The 17833-nt window shown below is 43.9% G+C and carries 14 protein-coding genes and 1 pseudogene; 3 read left to right on the plus strand and 12 right to left on the minus strand.

Features of this window, described 5'->3' with window-relative positions:
- The first annotated feature begins 58 nt into the window (after nucleotides 1-58).
- Nucleotides 59-1231, plus strand: coding sequence for an MFS transporter (locus tag J5O05_RS13430; protein ID WP_208842485.1), 1173 nt, complete (start codon nucleotides 59-61; stop codon nucleotides 1229-1231).
- Between the two features lie 126 nt (nucleotides 1232-1357).
- On the opposite strand, the gene J5O05_RS13435 is transcribed toward J5O05_RS13430, so the two are convergent.
- The 5 genes and pseudogenes from J5O05_RS13435 to srmB all read right to left on the minus strand — a co-directional run bounded on the left by J5O05_RS13435 (nucleotide 1358) and on the right by srmB (nucleotide 8767).
- Nucleotides 1358-2155, minus strand: coding sequence for a hypothetical protein (locus tag J5O05_RS13435; RefSeq protein WP_208842486.1), 798 nt, complete (start codon nucleotides 2153-2155; stop codon nucleotides 1358-1360).
- A 51-nt stretch (nucleotides 2156-2206) separates the two neighbouring features.
- Complete coding sequence (locus J5O05_RS13440) at nucleotides 2207-3943, minus strand: alpha/beta hydrolase family protein (RefSeq protein ID WP_208842488.1); 1737 nt, start codon at nucleotides 3941-3943, stop codon at nucleotides 2207-2209.
- A gap of 449 nt (nucleotides 3944-4392) precedes the next feature.
- A pseudogene (locus J5O05_RS13445) lies at nucleotides 4393-6380 on the minus strand (flavohemoglobin expression-modulating QEGLA motif protein).
- Complete coding sequence (gene gshB / locus J5O05_RS13450; RefSeq protein WP_208842490.1) at nucleotides 6361-7410, minus strand: glutathione synthase; 1050 nt, start codon at nucleotides 7408-7410, stop codon at nucleotides 6361-6363. The pseudogene J5O05_RS13445 and the gene gshB overlap by 20 nt, the downstream one beginning before the upstream one ends.
- Nucleotides 7411-7540: 130 nt before the next feature.
- Nucleotides 7541-8767 carry an ATP-dependent RNA helicase SrmB gene (gene srmB, locus J5O05_RS13455; protein WP_208842491.1) on the minus strand — a complete coding sequence of 409 codons (1227 nt, stop codon included), beginning with the start codon at nucleotides 8765-8767 and terminating at the stop codon, nucleotides 7541-7543.
- Nucleotides 8768-8835: 68 nt separating this feature from the next.
- Here srmB and J5O05_RS13460 point away from each other — a divergent pair, with 68 nt between their 5' ends.
- Entirely contained in the window at nucleotides 8836-9540 is a 705-nt protein-coding gene (locus J5O05_RS13460) for a tRNA1(Val) (adenine(37)-N6)-methyltransferase (protein WP_208842493.1), read from the plus strand.
- Nucleotides 9541-9582: 42 nt separating this feature from the next.
- Here the strand turns inward: J5O05_RS13460 and J5O05_RS13465 are convergent, their stop codons facing one another.
- From J5O05_RS13465 to J5O05_RS13480, 4 genes are all read right to left on the minus strand, one after another.
- Nucleotides 9583-10044, minus strand: a complete 462-nt coding sequence (locus J5O05_RS13465) for a methylglyoxal synthase (protein ID WP_208842494.1) — start codon at nucleotides 10042-10044, stop codon at nucleotides 9583-9585.
- 5 nt (nucleotides 10045-10049) lie between these two features.
- A complete protein-coding gene (locus J5O05_RS13470; protein WP_208844531.1) occupies nucleotides 10050-10682 on the minus strand; it encodes a LysE family translocator in 633 nt (210 codons plus the stop codon).
- A 128-nt stretch (nucleotides 10683-10810) separates the two neighbouring features.
- Complete coding sequence (locus J5O05_RS13475) at nucleotides 10811-12649, minus strand: S8 family serine peptidase (protein WP_208842495.1); 1839 nt, start codon at nucleotides 12647-12649, stop codon at nucleotides 10811-10813.
- A 275-nt stretch (nucleotides 12650-12924) separates the two neighbouring features.
- Complete coding sequence (locus tag J5O05_RS13480) at nucleotides 12925-14109, minus strand: multidrug effflux MFS transporter (protein ID WP_208842497.1); 1185 nt, start codon at nucleotides 14107-14109, stop codon at nucleotides 12925-12927.
- 186 nt (nucleotides 14110-14295) lie between these two features.
- Between J5O05_RS13480 and J5O05_RS13485 the strand changes: the two genes are divergently transcribed.
- Entirely contained in the window at nucleotides 14296-14736 is a 441-nt protein-coding gene (locus J5O05_RS13485) for a hotdog fold domain-containing protein (protein ID WP_208842499.1), read from the plus strand.
- Nucleotides 14737-14793: 57 nt separating this feature from the next.
- Here the strand turns inward: J5O05_RS13485 and J5O05_RS13490 are convergent, their stop codons facing one another.
- The 3 genes from J5O05_RS13490 to fahA form a co-directional block, all read right to left on the minus strand.
- Nucleotides 14794-15186 (minus strand): bactofilin family protein, encoded by a 393-nt coding sequence (locus tag J5O05_RS13490; RefSeq protein WP_208842500.1) that lies wholly within the window; start codon nucleotides 15184-15186, stop codon nucleotides 14794-14796.
- Nucleotides 15176-16291, minus strand: a complete 1116-nt coding sequence (locus tag J5O05_RS13495) for a M23 family metallopeptidase (RefSeq protein ID WP_244369629.1) — start codon at nucleotides 16289-16291, stop codon at nucleotides 15176-15178. Before J5O05_RS13495 ends, J5O05_RS13490 begins: the two co-directional genes overlap by 11 nt.
- 225 nt (nucleotides 16292-16516) lie before the next feature.
- A complete protein-coding gene (gene fahA, locus J5O05_RS13500; RefSeq protein ID WP_208842502.1) occupies nucleotides 16517-17824 on the minus strand; it encodes a fumarylacetoacetase in 1308 nt (435 codons plus the stop codon).
- Between the last annotated feature and the right edge of the window lie 9 nt (nucleotides 17825-17833).

The following is a 17833-nucleotide window of genomic DNA, read 5'->3' on the forward strand; positions in this document are numbered from 1 at the left end:
GTAGAGATACAATGAAGTGGAAAGCGCGATAGCGCTTTTCTTTTTTCTAGGCGATACGATGAATAAAAATGTGTTTCTTTTGGCATGTTGCCAAGGACTTATTACCACCGGAAATATTCTACTTGTCACGATCTCCGCGTTGGTTGGGCAAAGGCTAAGTCCATCTGAGTCGTTTACGACATTCCCAGTCGCAATGCAAATGTTCGGTTTGCTGCTGGCGACGATTCCTGCATCGTGGATTATGGCGAGAGTAGGGCGTAAGGTTGGCTTTAGCATTGGTAATAGTATGGGCCTTTGCGGGACCATACTTGGGTTCTATTCACTGCAAATAGATGAGTTTTGGCTATTTAGTGCTGCGACGTGGCTAATCGGGATTGGTATTGGTTTTGCGACGCTCTATCGGTTTGCTGCGATAGAGGCTAGTGATAATGCATCTACAGCGTTGTCGGCCGTGATGGCCAGTGGTGTCATCGCTGCTATCCTTGGACCAAATATGGCGGTTTGGGTTAATCATCATTATCCGCACGTTAACTACGCCAATGTGTTTATTGCCTTAAGTGGATTGTACATAGTGGCGTTAACTCTATTGCAATTTGTCACGTTTAATGAAGTAAAACACAAAGAGAAACAAGCACCAACGAGAGCGTGGCGGGTAATAGTGACTCAACCAAAATTCATCATTGCGGTGCTGGTGGCAATGGTCAGCTACTCCACGATGAACTTATTGATGACGGCAACACCGCTTGCTATGCATCGCCACGGTTTTGATTTGGCAGAGTCGGCTCTGGTGATTGAGTGGCATGTCCTAGGGATGTTCGTTCCGTCGTTTTTTACGGGTAAGCTCATTCAGCGCATTGGACAGTTGCCTGTTATGTACGGTGGCATTCTACTGATTATTGCGTGTTGCATCGTTAATTTATTTGGTGTGACACATCTCCATTTCTTGTTTGCGCTGATGCTTTTGGGGGTTGGTTGGAACTTCATGTTTATTAGTGCAACGCAAATGGTGAGTGAAACCTATCTCCCTGCTGAGCGCGCGAAAGCACAGGCAACAAATGAATTTTGTGTGTATTCAATGGTCACGTTTTCTTCGCTTTTTGCAGGTTGGCTCGAAAGTTCTCTGGGTTGGCAGGCGATGAACTGGATGGTGTTTGCTGTGTTAATGCTAATTGCTTTTGGCATTCTCACTCGTTTGCGCGTGAGTAAAAGCAAACAGGTAGAGGCGAGCTGAGCGAGTGCAAAAATGAGGTAATAATGCCGATATATCCTCTTATCGCGTTCACTCAGCAATAGCTGGTGTGATTGTTGAGTAAACGCCAGTCAGAGTCATCCATATATTGAATGTGTTTCGCTCCAATTACGAGTAGCAAAGTGGTTGGTGAGCAACAATAAAGTCCACCACATTTTTCATTTTTACAAATACACCGTTATCAATAGGTAATTCGGTTATTGCAGGTAGACCCTTCGTATCAAGTCCCGTGATCACGTGATAAAAAACCAATGAGGTTAATATGTGTCCTGCAATGTTCGCGTGATTACCATCCGTTTCATGTAATACAATATTGGGATACTGAATTTGAAATTCATCCCATACTAACCCAACAGGTGCGATGCAAGCAGGAGAGCGTGAAGCAATGCCAATATGAAGAGATTGCAGTTGTTGTCCCTCATCTGTGTTTCCTTGTTGTGGATGTTCTGGATAAAGTACGGGTGTAGCTTGAAGGCTTCTCGCGCGCTTAATCCAAAGTTCGGCCGCCGTGGTCGGATAGGTCGTTGAGCCACTTTGAGAATATTTTTGAGCTTGAAATATGGCGTGCGTCCATCGTCTTGAATAGAGTAAATCAATTGATTCTTGCTCATACAGTCGTTCTGACAAAAATGCGATGCTAGGTGCTCGTTGGATAGTGACATCAGGTAGTGAATTATTTGCCTTAAAAAGTAAAGAGAGATAAGTCGGAATGTTGGTACTGTGACTATTACCAAAAAAGACGATAGAGTACGGCGGCTTACCTTGGTTATTTTGAAGTGGAAAGTCACCGTTAGGTTCGCTAAATATAGGTGTTTTTACTGGCAGAGCAGGTTGTAACGCCGATTGGCTTGTGCCTCCACCACAACTCGTTAAGCACAACATTAAAAATGAAAGCATGACGCGCATCGAGTTCTCCAAAAGACGTGCCTTTTCGCGCTGAAAAGGCACTAAGCGTGGTTAGTCGTCTAGGTGTTGATTTAAAAACGCGAGTACAGTTTTAAAGTAATCTTTACGAACCGTTTCACTATAAAATCCATGACCTTCTTTTTCACCTAAGAACACAGTATAAGGTTTTTTCTCCTTATTAAGCGCATCGGTTAGCACTTCGAAATGTTCTAATGGTGCGCGACTGTCTCTACGACCATGTGCAAGTAGCAGTGGCACTGACAATTTATCGACTAATTTGCTTGGCGAATTTTCAGCTAACATTGCTTGGTCTGTGCCTAACGTTGTATGCAAAAAGGATTTGCCTGAGTATATTCTAGGAACATCACCTTCCTCATATAGCATCGATAGGTCATAGACACCGGCATTTGCAATCGCACATTGATAAGTATCTGGGTAGCGAATTGGATTCATCACGGCGGAATAACCACCGAAGCTGGTGCCCATGATACATACTTTTTTTGCAGCAATGCCTTTTTCCTTAATTGCCCATTGCACCCCTTCATAAATGTCGCGCTGAATGTCCGTTCCCCACTTTTGATAACCCAGCGCTTCAAACGCCTCACCTCGACCACCTGAACCGCGGAAATTTACGCGTAACACGTTGTAACCATGTTGCGCAAGTAAGTGTACTTCCGGATCAAATAAGAACGTGTCACGAGCGCCAAACGGACCACCGTGAACAAGGACGACTAATTTATTCGTTTTACCTTTTTTAGTTTCTAGCGCTTGAGTGTAGAACCCCTCAAGATTAATCCCGTCAGAGGTAGTAAACGAAATCGGCGTTGTATCGGTTAACGGAAGTTGTTTTTCAGCTTCTCGGAAACTATACAAATAGCGGATTTTTTGATTTTTAATATCAAACAAATAAAGAGAACCATCCGATTTGTCTGAACCAGCCCAAATTAGCGCCTGACTACCATCTTTGGTTTTATTGAACAATGAGACTTGTTCGTTAGGGAACGTATTGATGGCAGATTTGAGTATTTGTGCATCGGGGTGAGTTTTATCTAACAAAATGTAAGTCGGTAGAGGTGACGCAATTTGCGCACCTATTACGGTCTTTTTATCGATGCTCGAATACAACTTTATGACATCATATTTTTCATCCGAAAACACTTTTTCCAACTGTAATGTTTTTAAATTTAGCTTGTAGATACCTCTTTTTTCTTCTCCAATTCCAGCTAATCCAACGACAAACTTGTCGTTTTCTGTTGCTTGAAATGCTTCAAAGTTGCCCGGCAACTCAAGTTTCTTCCATTCCTTTTCATCACTGTTAAACAGGTATGTTTGAACACTTAAATCTTCAGCCATTCCTGAAACGAGAATCGGTTTTTTATCCTCGTTGAGGACATACTGTGCATGAGCAATAGGAGCTTGGTAACCGTAACTACGAATTACACCATTATTTACGTCAATTCTGGCAATTTTAGCGAGTTCTGAACCGTCAATTTTTGCTGAGCTTCCCTTTGCATTTAGCGTTGCTGGAAGCACTCTCAGTAGAATTTGGTTTTCATCTTGTGGTAGGGGATCAAGAAAATTGGCAAGTCCCAGTATTGTTGGTGCTTTCTTAATGTGACTTGCGGCGGACGGTTGAGAAGCGTGACCACCAAAAATCATTTTGCCATTGCGACCATCGAAATCAAAAGCATAGAGATTACCCGTATCAACTGGTCGTTCTCTGCTGGTTAGCTTGTCCCTCACTTGAGAGATTAGGCGCGTATTGTTTGCCCAAAAAAAATCGCCCATTTGAAATGATGAGTTCCATTTTCATGTTGTTTATAGGCCGAAATGAAGGTAGCTCTAACACTGCAATTGATGATTCACCTTCACTATTGACCCCAAAAGCAAGATGCTTTCCATCAGGAGCAATGCTAGCTTGTCGCAATGTAACGGATTGACTAAGTACGTCTAAAACCTGTTCGTTAGGTGTTTCGCTGAATGCACTTTGTGTAAAACAAAGGGCAGAAAAGAGTATTGAAATCCTAGTTTTCAATGGAGATTCCTTCTTTTTTAATAAAGATATTATTCTGAGTATTTGTAAGTAACTGAACGACCACAAAAAGCGCATTGCGTAAATTAACAGGCAGCTTCAGTTGGCACAAACTTTATTGGGGACAAAGCAGGTTGAAATGTAAAAAAATGTATAAAATGCCTAAAGAAAATTAGGCATTTTGAGATGAAAAGGGCAAATAAAGTTATTTGATAGAATCAATCAAATAGCTCAATACAGGGTTTTTCGTCTGAATATCGATAGTCTTTGTTGGTAAATACTTAGGCTTAGAGAAAACACCTTGTTCAACTAAGGTATCGAGCGAGTCGAGTAAACTTTTGCCCGTTTTACCAAGATACAAGTTGTCGAGCTTGCGTGTTTTTGAAAGCTTAACAATGTCTCTAAACCCTCTTAGATAGAGGAAGTCTTTCGTAAAGCCACCCCCTCGGAATACTCGAGTGGTTAGTGCAAACGCTTCGCTGGTGGAAATAAAGGTAGAGCTATCCAAATACTGGAATACGTCATTAAAACGTTCACCTTTGAGCATTTTGTCCACCGCAATAACGCGCGCGCCAACACTTTTAGACGGGTTAAGTTCATGTTGCCTGACATCAATTCGCGATAAATTGCCAAGCCTTCTTGGGTGTAGGTGTTACCAGGTAGGCCCAAATGTAAAACTTTCAACGCTTGTTGATCGGCGTTCAGCGTCGTTACCAAGTGCACCCCAATTTCATGTTCTATCAAGGCTTCAATGTCTAGCGTCGAAAATTGCGCTGAGTTATTGATTAGAAGCAATTTCTTGCCATTGTCGACCATCGCTTTGGAGACTATTTTCGAAGACAAGCTCACTTTGCACGGGATCTGCATTTGCTCTATCGCGCGCTGAAAATGGATTAACGCAGCTTTGGCATCAATGTTTTTTTCTGGCTGAGACTCGGTTTCTAACGCATGCAAAATGAAGTGTGCATTGGCGATGTCGGTTGTACTTGGCTCACCATAATAGCGAAGCGAATTATATAGAAACTGGTCTCGTCCAATTTGCGTAATTAGCTCAATTTTTGTGGCGTAGTTGTCTATGACCTTGCGATACAAATCTTTGACAATCGGATCCGTTAAATGACTGACGGGCAGACGATACAAACGTTCTTTGAACTCGTATGGATCTATCTTCAAAGGGCGATATTGAAACTGTGGTTCGTAATCTCGGCGTGAAAAAAAGCGTTTCTTTTCTTGGGCAATATTCGTTGGGTTCACATAATGCAACGTATCAAGATTACGTGCCAACTTATAAAGCTGACTGTCTAATTGTACGAGTTTAGGATCTAGGCCGGGCACCTGTGCTTTCCGAGGGCGTTTAACCTTTTTTGTGCATAGTTGAGAGAACAAGCGTGCGGTCTTCGTGATGGAAACGTGCATGTTGCGCTGAAGTTTCTCAAACACTAATGGATAAAGCTCATCGGTATGCTCATCCATAAACACTTTTTTCAGCTCGATAGGGAGCACAAGTGTATTCTCAAAATTACTGAGCACGAACGAAGCTTGGTAGCCGAGTCCCTGAAACACCGTATTTTCTGCACAATCAACATTAATGTTGGCAATAGGCTTCGCAGTAATCGCTTTTTTAAAACCATCAATAATCGGACGCCAACGTAACGTATCTACTTGCACTGTTCCAAGGTTGACTACCGGTGCGTAGTGATGGTGTCGGATTTGCCAGTTGTAACTGTGCACATCAAAGAGTAAAGCGGCATCGAAAATTGCCTCAAGTTTGGAAAGTAATTTTCCTAGAACGCGATAATAGCAAGCATGTTTTTCAAGAGAGCGTTGTTTCATGTCTTCGGGAAGTGGTGAAAGCCAGACTTGTTGTTCCCACGCGATATCGTAAATCGCATTTTCGGGCGCTCGGTTTAAGTCATATTCATAGCGAGAATCTTTGGCTATGAGCGTAATCGGCAATGATTCAATAAAAGCGTCGGTGTAGGGATCTTCTTCTTTAAAGCGAGACTCTTCATTAATCGCGTAGTAGGGGGTGAGCTCCTCTCGCACACGATGACCCGCATGAACTGCAGTGGCGACGTAAGGGACGTATTCGCGTATAGATAGGTAGAATCCGCCCTCACTCACAAAGCCTTCAATCGGGCTTTGTGAGGCTAGTGCGTCGTCAATTTGCTGTTCAGTGATGTGCATGGGCATCTTCTATCGTTTGTCTGAATTGGTTTTTACGGCGTGTAATAACTTCTTTAGCCTGTACAACGCTTTCAATAAAATCAACTACTTGAACTTGAAGCTTCGTTCTGTTTAAACGGTTGATACGAGAAATACCCCCCGGACTCAGTACATTGACTTCAATCAGTTTGCCACCAATAACGTCGATTCCCACGAAGTAAAGTCCATCACGGACTAACTTCGGACCGATGTGTTTACACAGTGCTTTTTCTTGTTCAGTAAGCTTGTGTTTAACCACCTTTCCGCCTGCATGCACGTTGGCGCGGACTTCGTCTTTGGCTGGAATGCGTTTCATTGCGCCTATGGGTTCACCATTAAGCATCAAAATACGCACATCGCCTTCATCTGCACCTTCTACGTATTCTTGTAAAATGACGTAGTTACTGCCTCGGCCATGCTCATCACCGCCAATGTAAAATTCAAGCAGCGAGCGGAAACTTTGCTTCGCCCGCTTTTCAACAACGATTACACCTCGGCCACCAAATCCATCAAGCGGCTTTAAAATCATTTTGTCGCCTGGTGATTCATCAAAAATGCGCTCTAAGTATTCTTTGTTTTTAGACACGTGTGTCGCAGGAATAAATTCTTTCGCCGTGCCTTCAAAAGAGGCGGTATAGATTTTATTGTTCGCAATACGAAGGCCGTCAATATCATTAAGAATAAAGGTATCGGCACGCACGGAATCAAGGAAATTCATCGCCAGTGGGTCAAGTGGTGGGTTTGCGCGCATAAATATTGCGTCGAAACCTGCAAGAGGCAGCTGTACGCGTTTAAATTCCGCTTTGTTGTAAAAGCTGACCATGTTGTCTGGTATTTTGGCTGTGTTGACAAACACATCACAAAAACCCATTGCAATACTATCGCGAATGGTCAGGTTATTGATGGTGGTGATAGCGACGGTGTGGCCGCGAGAAACCGATTCATGAATAAGTCGAATGGTACTGTCAGTTTCTGGTTCAACCCTTTCCCAAGGGTACATAATAAAGCAAATTTTCACGTCTAACGCCTTAATCAAGCTGGCAATTATTCGCTGGACTATAGCCTTATTTAAACGAGATTACCCACGCGGATTTTTTATCTTCACGATAAAAAGTTGTAATAAAAAAGCCCCTAACGGGGCTTCTTTATTATTTCTTAGCTGCTTTTTTGCGTGCTTTTTTCTTCGCTTTAATTTTTGCAGGATCTTTTTTCTTTTTCGGCAGCGTGGCTTCTTTGTGTTTCGCTTCTAAACCTTCAATACTGCGACGTTTGAGTTTCTGGTCTGTATAACGTTCTACTTTACCAAGCACAGCCATATCATGTGCTTCAACCAGTGAAATCGCAGTGCCTTTTTTACCAGCGCGACCGGTACGACCAATACGGTGAACGTATACGTCTGCTGTGCGCGGCATGTCAAAGTTAATAACATGGCTGATGTCAGCCACGTCGATACCTCGAGCTGCAACATCGGTAGCTACGAGTATACTTGTGCGGCCACTATGGAATGCTTCCATGGCTTTCATACGTTTGTCTTGCGGCATTTCACCACGAAGCCACGTGACGCGGATTTCGCGAGAAGAAAGTTCACCAACTAGCTTCTCTAAGCGTTCACGTGTTTTCACAAACACAATCGCTTTAGTCACGTCTTCTTGTTTAAGCATGTGTGACAAGACTGCTAATTTATGTTCGTAATCATCAGCTAAGTGGATCCACTGATGAATTTTTGCTTTTTCTTTACGCGATGGTTCCGCTTCAAGGAGCGCTGGATCATTTAAGATGCGTTCAGCAAATAACTCAACGCTATCCCCTTCAAGTGTTGCAGAGAACAAGAAGCATTGACGACGGTTTTTCGCTTCATCACAAATGCGTAGCATTTCTTTACGAAAGCCCATGTCGAGCATGCGGTCTGCTTCATCAAGAACCAGTAATTCCACATTCTCAGCGTGGAAGTTTTCTGTTTCTAGGTATTCCATCAAACGACCAGGCGTCGCAATTAGAATATCGTTGTTCTTTTCAAAGATTTCTTTGTGGCTGCCGTAGTTGATACCACCGGTTACAACTCCGATTTTTAGGTGTGTATTAGCAGCAAGAAGTTGGCACTGTTCAAAAATTTGATAAGCCAATTCACGCGTAGGTGTCATGATTAGGACACGCGCAAACCCTGGATCTTTACGAGGAAAATCCAGTAAGTATTGAATGGCAGGGATTAAAAAAGCCGCTGTTTTACCAGTACCTGTCGGTGCTGATGCTAAAATATCGCGACCAATCAAGGCTTCAGGGATAGCTAATTGCTGAATGCTGGTGGCATTCTTAAACCCCATTTTATTAATCGCTGCCAGAAGTTTGGCGTCTAAGTCGAAATCACTAAATTGCATATTGCATCAAAAATAAAGGACAATAGGTGTAATTATACGCGGGATACTAGAGGAGTAAAAGGCGTTTAATGTCTACCTTTCAATTCAAACAATTTAGCATTCAACAAGCGCATGCTGCGATGAAAGTCTCTACAGATGGGGTTTTACTCGGAGCATGGGTCGATCTTAACAACGTCAAACGGATTTTGGATATCGGTACAGGTACGGGATTACTGGCACTGATGTGTAAGCAACGTCAACCCAAGGCCATTATTAATGCGGTGGAAATTGATGAAAATGCCCTAATCGATGCTGAAGCGAATTTTCAACGTTGTCCGTGGAGTGACCTTCATTTAATTCCCGGTGCGGTGCAAAATGTGATGGTTGCCGAGCCGTTTGACTTAGTGATAAGTAATCCTCCTTATTTTAATGATTCTCTCAAAAGTCCAACGTTATCGCGTAATACGGCGCGCCATACTGATACTCTGAGTTTTTCAGAATTAGTAGAGGCATTTGTCGCACACAGCCATAGTTTATCGCGATTCGCGGTGGTTTTGCCTTGCAATGAAGCGCAGATTTTTATCAGTGTTGCTGCTGAGGCCGGTTTATCGCTTCGTCGCCATTGCCTAGTTAAAACAACGCCAACCAAAATGCCCTCAAGAAGTTTGCTCGAGTTTGCTTGGATTTCTGGAGTGATGATGCAAGAGGAATTGGACATAAAACAAGAAGGAGGCGCGTATAGCGCCGACTTTGAAGCGTTATGTAAACCATTCTATTTAAAAATGCCTGACTAAACAGCGCGATGCCATCGTCATGTTTGTTACGATGGCATCCAACTATTTGTCCATCCGCGTTGCTAAGTATTTATCGTAATCGGGTAGATGACGGTCAATTTCACATTGCATTAAGTCACTGGATAACAGCATGTCCGCTGTCGCTTCATTACAGGCGACAGGAATGTTCCAAACTGCAGCCAAGCGTAAAAGCGCTTTAACGTCAGGGTCGTGGGGCTGAGAAGCGAGAGGGTCCCAGAAGAAGATCAGCATGTGAATATCATGTTCCGCGATTTTGGCGCCAAGTTGCTGATCGCCGCCCATAGGACCACTTAACAATTTAGTGACAGGCAGAGCGGTGTCCCGTTCAATGATATGGCCTGTGGTGCCTGTCGCGTATAACACATGTTGGCTTAATACCGCACGGTGCTGGTTACACCATGCGCGAAGTGCCGCTTTTTTGCCATCATGAGCAACCAATGCTATGTGTTTTGTCGCCGGAAGCGGCTGAATTTTTGTATCCATGTCCATCACCACAATAAATTAATTGCCAAAGCTATAAAAATGATCCCCGAAATACGGTCTATCCATCTTGGTGCGGCTGGATGAGTGCGAAAATAGTTCGCAATTTTATCGCCACCATATACGTACATACAGTCTATAGGAAAGGCGAAGATCGGGTACATCAAACCAAACAGCGCTAATTGCATTGTTGTCGAGGTTTCAAGTGAAGTATCAACAAACTGCGGTATAAACGCAATAAAGAACAAGGCAACTTTTGGGTTAAGGACTTCCGTCATCATGGCTTGAAATGTGACATTTTTCGCCTGTTTTGTTGAAACATGAGGTTTGTTCTCACTGTCAATTTGTGGCTTAAAGGTTTCCCAGAGTGTCGTCACCCCCAAGTAGCACAAGTACGCAGCACCTAAATATTGCACGGTAGCGTAAGCCGTCGGGGACGCTTTCAAAATTGCTGAAAGTCCCACTACAGCAAAAATAGTGTGTACGACTCCGCCTAAAGCGAATCCAAGCGCACTTTGCATTCCGGCACGTCTTCCATGCGTAAACGTTTGTGCCATTAAAAATGCATTAGAAGGGCCTGGCGCGACTGCAATGACGAAGCTTGCCAACAAAAAAGACAGAACGAATTCAGGATTTAAGATCATGACAGGGTGTTTTTTATTATTTTGGAAGGCTCTAGTCTAACGAGATAGATATAAATTTGAAATGCAATACGAGTGTAAAAAATAAAAAGCGGACCACTTAGGTCCGCAATATAACTGGTTGGGAGTTAGAACACCACAGTTTGAGTAGTTGAACACGCTGTGGTTGAGCCTTGTTCACAAACTTGGTAAGCGAAGCTACCGCCGCCTTTACCGCTGATGGTATCTGTGTAGCTATTATCGTTGGCTGTTGTGACAATTTTGTTACCGTCACGATAAATATCTACACTTGATGTGCCCGCATTTTGCCAGTTCAAATCGACATATTTGTTTCCGCGACTCTTATAACCGCTTGCGGACAACGTGATTGACGAATCACCGCCACCGTTGTCACCGCCATTGTCGCCGCCAGCACAACCGTTTGCCGTTAAATAAGTTACTGCATCGGCAGCTTGCACAATACCGTATCCGAAATGAACGTCTTTACCAGCCGCACCTGAATCACGCGCTGTTGCCTTAAGTGCATTACGAATTTCAGTGCCTGTACACTCTGGGAAGTTAGACCAAACAAGTGCAGCCATACCAGATACGGCCGGTGTCGCCATAGAGGTACCGCTCATGAAACCATAGTCGGCAGTACCAATATTAATCGTTGCACTTGATGCCGACATAAGAGCCGTTCTATCCTCAAACGCAGCGCCAACTGCAGGGATTGTCGTTGTATTCGTGTCGCCAAGCGTACCGTAAAGCATGCCCGCTTCATTATTAACGATAATTGCGCCAATGCCGCCTGACGCTTCACAGTTTGCTACTTTGTCGTGGAATGAAATAGTGCCGCGGTCAATCAAACACACTTTGCCATTCGCTGCATTGTCCGTCGCTTCCGCTGTTCCCATAAAGTATAGAGAACCTGATGCATTACCCGCATTTTCCATTGATGAAGAAGCAAATGCTGCACCATCAACCGTCATACTTGCGGTTGTAGCCATGCCTGCAGGATACGTTGACAAAGTATCTACACCGCCCGCTGTTACTTCAACACAGATCGTTTCATCTTCTTTTGCTTGCTTACCACGGCCAGACAAACAGCTAGGGTATTGAGAGAAATCTGCAATTTGGTCGTTATTGTCGTTTGCACCGATCATCATTACAGATGGGTAACCTGCAGGGTATGAGCGTACGTCGTTTCCATCGTTACCTGCCGCTGCAACAACAAGGCCACCCGCGACGGTAAAGCTTGCAAAGGCGTTTGACTCAGTCGTATTTGAACCGCCGCCACCTAGGCTCATGCTAATGATGTTTGCACCCGCTGCAGAACATAGATTTGCTGCATGAGCCAGATCTGATGAATAGCCCCAACCTTCCGCGTTGAACACTTTGATAATGTGCATATTCACACCTGGTGCCATACCAATCACACCAAAGTTATTGTCCGCAGCACCAATTGTACCTGCTACGTGTGTACCGTGTGGGCCGCCATTTTCATTCCAGTTGCCTGTGCCTGAATCATTGTCACCTGTAATATTGCCCCAGATGAAATCAGGGTTAGAAGCATCTAGGCCTGAATCAATGATACACACTTTCATACCTGCATTCGGGTTGAACGTTACTTGGTTCGCCTGTGATTGATACACTGCGTACGGCGTGATCTGTTTAGTCATTGGATCACCAAGGTCGTCGTTATAAAGACCCATTGCCGTACGTTTGTAATCTACTTCAATTGCTTTTACATGAGGGTTGTTCATTAGACCTTTTACGTGTTCTAAATCTTTACCGGAAAAAGTCGCTGCAAAGAAACCGTCACCATCAACGTGTAACTCTGCACCCGCTTGCTTAGCAAGTGCTTTAATGATGCCCTTGGAATTGTTATCTACCTGAATAATGTAACGATCGTTGTCTGCCACTGCCTGACCTGCAAAACAAACGCCCGCAAGAAGTAATGCTGATGTGTATTTGTTCAATTTCATTCTTATTATCTCTTAACAACCTGTTGCGTGATGTTGGTTAGGTGTAAATAACCAGTTAACGCAAGTTAAGATGACCGAATTTTGAAACAATGTAAATAGATTTTGTTGAAAAATCCGGTATGTTTGAGAGCGATTTATTCTATTGGTATAAAGATTTTATATTACTGGAAGTCTATACGTTTCGCTGGTTTTAATTGGGGAACGGTAATGGTATTGAGATTTCATTGCATAATTGAACCTTATTTGGGTTCAATTATGCAAGAGGTCGGATCTGATTAGATTGGGTGGTATTGTTGTCTTTTGTTAGATAATAAAGCAAGGCAAAATGGTAACAAGGCTAGTAGATGAAGTGCAATTCGCTCTGGGGCTGCCAAACCTAGTGGTTGACTTAAAAACGCTAAAAATCCAGCACCACTCATTTGCATGACACCAATTAACGCCGAAGCAGTACCAGCTTGTTTAGCAAAGGGTGATAGGGCGTTGCCGGCTGCGGCCCCTAGGCTTAATGAAAAACCAACTGATGCAACGAAGATAGGGAGCATGATTGCTATTGGGGACGCAATGTCTTTTGCGAGTAAAAGACCAACAGCCGAAATCACAAACAGCGTAAGACCGGTGATGAGAGCATGACGACTGTGGTTTTTTATCCACTTTGGCGCGATGAAGCTTGCCACAATGCTGATGACGGCATTTACCGTAAACCAGAATGTAAACTCATTCATGTCTTTACCGAGATGTATCATGATCCATCCGGGTACGGTGGTGACAAAAACCAAAATGCCTGACATACCAATCATTGTAATCGCTGCATTAAACATGAACTGTTTGTGGCGCACAAAAGGCATAAAACGACGAAAATCTAAAATATGGCCTTCATAAACGGTATCGCTTGGTTTAGTTTCTTTGAAGAGAATACTGACAAGGATTAAGCCTAGCGCGGCAAACAAAGACAAAAATAAAAAGTTGGCTCGCCATCCGAATTGCTGGGTAAGATAAGCACCAAATATAGGTGCAAGAGCAGGAATAAAGCACACAATGCCATTCAAATAGGTGATGATTGCACCACTTTTTTTCCCGTCAAAACTATCTCGGACAATCGAAAAACAAGCGACGAACGTTGCACATGCACCAAAGCCTTGGATTACACGTGCAGCCATCATGATTGGCCAATCATTTGCGTAGGTCGCCAGCAACCCACCTAAGCCGTAAAGTGTAATACCTATTAGCGCAATCGGTTTACGACCTAGTCTGTCGGCCAAAGGACCTGCAATAAGCTGACCTAGTCCGACACTTAACATAAAAATTGAGACGGTTTGTTGGATTTTGGCTTCACTCACCGCTAAGTCATCCGACATAGCGACAAACGCAGGCAAATATAAGTCTATTGCCAACGGGCAAAAAATAACGAGAAAAATCAGAATTAGCCAAATGTGAAAAGCGGGACGGGCGATAGTTGTCATAAGCACTCCAAATTAGAGTGACTATTCTAGCTTTTTGAACGCAAATGAACAGGACTTAAGTACCGTATGGTCATTGTTCATTCGTATTCATAGAGGTTTACTTGAACTGGTCAGATGTGTATGCTGTTTGAGCAAATTTTTGGAGAAGTAGCATGAGACTCAGCACTGTTAAAAACGTACAAAAGAATGATGATGTTGCCCTTTGGTAACTGGCTTTTCTCGAAAGCTGTGTGCCTGAAAGCCCCTTATTTCTCCACCATTAAACCTTACATCAAAGAGTTAAAGCCTGGTTCATGTAAAGCGATTATGCCAAAACGTCGTGCGGTGCTAAATCACATCGGGACGGTCCACGCCATTGCACAATGTAATCTCGCTGAACTGTGTGCGGGTGTGATGGTGGATGCGACGATACCAAATAAAACCCACCGTTGGATCCCAAGAGGGATGAATGTGCAATACCTACAAAAAGCGACAAGTGACCTCAGTGCCATCGCTGAAATACACGTTCCTGCAGTGTGGCAAGACAAGCAAGACTTAATTGTTCCAGTCGAAATCTTTGATAATGGTGGCAATTTGGTTTTTCATGCAGATGTAACAATCTACATTACAGCAAAAAAAGCGCATTAAGCGCTTTTTTCATGTCAACTTGGTACTTCGTTGCCCTTTGCAATGGGTGTCGGTGGATTACTGTTGAGCGTCGGCACTCTTTTGCGAGGGAACGGCGATAGAAGTAACGCTGGCTGCTTGATGTTTATGGGTAAGGTTGCCCTCTACAATCGCGCCGGCTTCCATACTCAGCGTATCATGAATGACATCACCTTTGACATTTGCGGTCTTTTCGATTGTTACTTTGTCCGCATTGATGGTCCCTTCTACAGAGCCTTGCACGATAACGCTTTGGGCGTGAATATTGCCTTTAACACGGCCGAACTCTCCAACAACAAGCTGGGTAACGTGTATTTGTCCTATTATTGAGCCATCTAGCTGAAGTTCGCCGTCACATTGAACTTCGCCTTTTAACTCGAAGCCTTGGGCTAGATAGGAAAACGTGTTGGACTCTTTCTTTTTATTGAACACTGCTTAACGCCTTCGTCAGTTTAATGGGATTGATATGTTTATCATTATGCAATACTTCATAATGTAAATGCGTACTAGTGCTACGTCCAGTACTTCCCATCAAAGCGATGACATCTTGCTTTGTGACTTGTTGGCCTTTTTCCACTTTTATCGTATGTAAGTGACCAAAACGAGTCTTGACACCGTTAGCATGTTGCAGCTCGATAAAGTTACCATAACCGCCATTGCGTCCTGCTCGAACTACAGTGCCATCCGCTGGTGCAAAAATACGAGTTTTGTGCCAACCAGCTAAGTCTACGCCTTTGTGAAAAGCACGTTGTCCGGTCATTGGATCTTTTCTAAGGCCGTAATTGCTCGAAATGTAATAATTTTCAGCAGGGAGGGAACTTGGGAGCTTTGCAACGACTTGCTCCAGTTCATTTAATTTAACTAATTCGTCTGCCAATTGAAGGTAATCGACGGGCAGTGTGTCGTCTTCAACTTGATGAAGCGGACCACCTTGTGCTTCAGTGCTTTGCGTAGCACTCAACACGCCAGCTTCAGATAAGCTCGTTTTAATGTTTTCTTGTCTCGATTCGATTTGCATTGCGAGTCTGTCACGGAATTGTTGCAGTTGTTCATCGAGCGTATCAACTTGCATCGCAAAGGGTGGAAGGCTAAGCGATTCATCTAGTTGTTTTTCTTCTTGAGGTGCATCTGGAACAGACAATTGAACAGGTTCTTGTGCCTCTGCAGGATGCACATCGGGCAAATTAAGTAATTCTTCTTGTGTCAAAGCCGCTTCTTCTGCAGCATGCTCTGTTGTTAACTCGGGACTCGTGTCTAACGTTGCGACTGACTCAGTTGAAGTCTGGGTAAGACTACTTGGCAGAGAATCGACGACTTCTTGTAATAATGTTTGTTTTTGCTGCAGGTTGGTTAGCTGAGCTTGTTGTTCAGCGATGGTTGCCTCGAGCTTTTGTTTCTCTTCAAGCCATTTAGACGTATTCGAGTGACCTTCAGCGGTAATTGATTCGATTACTGCGGTTTTATCAAAAAAACCTCGAGTCGATATGGTCGTCCAAACGGTTGTAGCCAAGAATAGAAACAGCATAAACCACTGCATAGCGCGGCTCACGTGCCAAGTTGAAACGTGGCCCGAACGACGTATGAGTATTTGTTTTGGTTGGAATATACGCGAAAAAATGTGCGTGATACGTGCTGTCATCTAGTCAATATTAGTTCAAAGATCGGCATAATTTATCAAGTTTTGCCCAAAACGCCAGCAAAAAAACGAAAAACGGGGCGTTTTTAGAACACCCCGTTGTTTTGCTTGAATAAAAAATCAATGTTATTTAGCAGGTAAAACTGTCGATTCAACGCTTCCGAAACCGATACGGACGAAACCGGCTTTTTCACACCAACCACGCATGATCACTTTATCGCCATCTTCTAAAAATGTGCGAGATTCGCCGTTGTTTAGCGTGATTGACTCTTTGCCGCCGCGAGTAAGTTCTAATAGCGAACCGGCTTCTTCGTGTAAAGGACCCGATTGTGTACCCGAGCCAATCATGTCACCGGCTTGGAAGTTACAGCCGTTTACCGTGTGATGCGCAACCATTTGCGCCACAGTCCAGTATGAGTGTTTAAAGCTTGATTGTGACACCACGCTTGGAGCTGCGCTTTCTGCTCGCATTTTAGCCGTTTCAATCGCCACATCCATAATGATGTCGTAAGAGCCAACTTCACGATTTTTCTCTGATTCGAGATATGGCATAGGCTGCGGATCGTTTTCATCGCGTAACCAAGTCGTACGGTAAGGCGCTAAAGCTTCGTTCGTAACGACCCAAGGAGAAACCGTTGAAGCAAAGTTTTTCGCAAGGAATGGACCGAGTGGTTGGTATTCCCAAGCTTGTAAATCACGTGCAGACCAGTCATTGAACAAGCAGAAACCAAATACATGGCTATCTGTATCATCAAGTGCAATGCTGTCACCTAGAGCATTACCTTTACCTAGGTAAATACCTACTTCAAGTTCATAATCTAAACGTTTACACGGACCAAAACTCGGTGCCTCAGCATCAGGTGCTTTAGTTTGTCCTTTAGGACGAGGGAACGTTTGACCAGAAACCCCAATCGATGATGAACGACCATGATAGCCAATAGGTACCCATTTGTAGTTTGGTAGTAATGGATTGTCAGGACGGAACAATTTACCTACAGCGGTAGCGTGATAGATAGACGTATAAAAATCGGTGTAGTCGCCAATGTGACATGGTAAATCATATTCAACGTCTTCCTGAGCGATAAGGGTCGCTTCAATTGCGGCTTTTTCGCTCGCGCCTTCGCGCAGAGCCTTAGACAGCGCTAAACGTAGTGCTGACCAGAATGATTGACCCAAGCTCATAAAGTGGTTTAGCGTCGGTTCACTTGCCGCTTTCGCTGCCGTTGCCGCATCACCGCTGAATAATGTAGCGACCGCGGCAAGATCGACAACTTGGTCACCAATCGCGACACCACCACGGAATGCTTCAGCACTGCCTTTACGGCGGAAGATTGCGAACGGCAGATTTTGAATAGGGAAATCACTTTTGCCAGTATTTGCCGACTCGACCCAACTTTTCAGGGCAACGTCATGTGTTTCGTTGATAAAAGACATTGTCATTCC

The sequence above is a fragment of the Pseudoalteromonas xiamenensis genome (genome assembly GCF_017638925.1).
Taxonomy (GTDB): domain Bacteria; phylum Pseudomonadota; class Gammaproteobacteria; order Enterobacterales; family Alteromonadaceae; genus Pseudoalteromonas; species Pseudoalteromonas xiamenensis.

Excerpts from the sequence above, each read along its gene's own strand:
- srmB (WP_208842491.1), bottom strand. The coding sequence starts at position 8,767 with ATGCAATTTAGTGATTTCGACTTAGACGCCAAACTTCTGGCAGCGATT.
- J5O05_RS13460 (WP_208842493.1), top strand. The coding sequence starts at position 8,836 with ATGTCTACCTTTCAATTCAAACAATTTAGCATTCAACAAGCGCATGCT.
- fahA (WP_208842502.1), bottom strand. The coding sequence starts at position 17,824 with ATGTCTTTTATCAACGAAACACATGACGTTGCCCTGAAAAGTTGGGTC.
- J5O05_RS13430 (WP_208842485.1), top strand. The coding sequence starts at position 59 with ATGAATAAAAATGTGTTTCTTTTGGCATGTTGCCAAGGACTTATTACC.
- J5O05_RS13465 (WP_208842494.1), bottom strand. The coding sequence starts at position 10,044 with ATGGATACAAAAATTCAGCCGCTTCCGGCGACAAAACACATAGCATTG.
- J5O05_RS13475 (WP_208842495.1), bottom strand. The coding sequence starts at position 12,649 with ATGAAATTGAACAAATACACATCAGCATTACTTCTTGCGGGCGTTTGT.
- J5O05_RS13480 (WP_208842497.1), bottom strand. The coding sequence starts at position 14,109 with ATGACAACTATCGCCCGTCCCGCTTTTCACATTTGGCTAATTCTGATT.
- J5O05_RS13440 (WP_208842488.1), bottom strand. The coding sequence starts at position 3,943 with ATGGGCGATTTTTTTTGGGCAAACAATACGCGCCTAATCTCTCAAGTG.
- J5O05_RS13435 (WP_208842486.1), bottom strand. The coding sequence starts at position 2,155 with ATGCGCGTCATGCTTTCATTTTTAATGTTGTGCTTAACGAGTTGTGGT.
- J5O05_RS13485 (WP_208842499.1), top strand. The coding sequence starts at position 14,296 with ATGATGATGTTGCCCTTTGGTAACTGGCTTTTCTCGAAAGCTGTGTGC.
- J5O05_RS13495 (WP_244369629.1), bottom strand. The coding sequence starts at position 16,291 with ATGCAGTGGTTTATGCTGTTTCTATTCTTGGCTACAACCGTTTGGACG.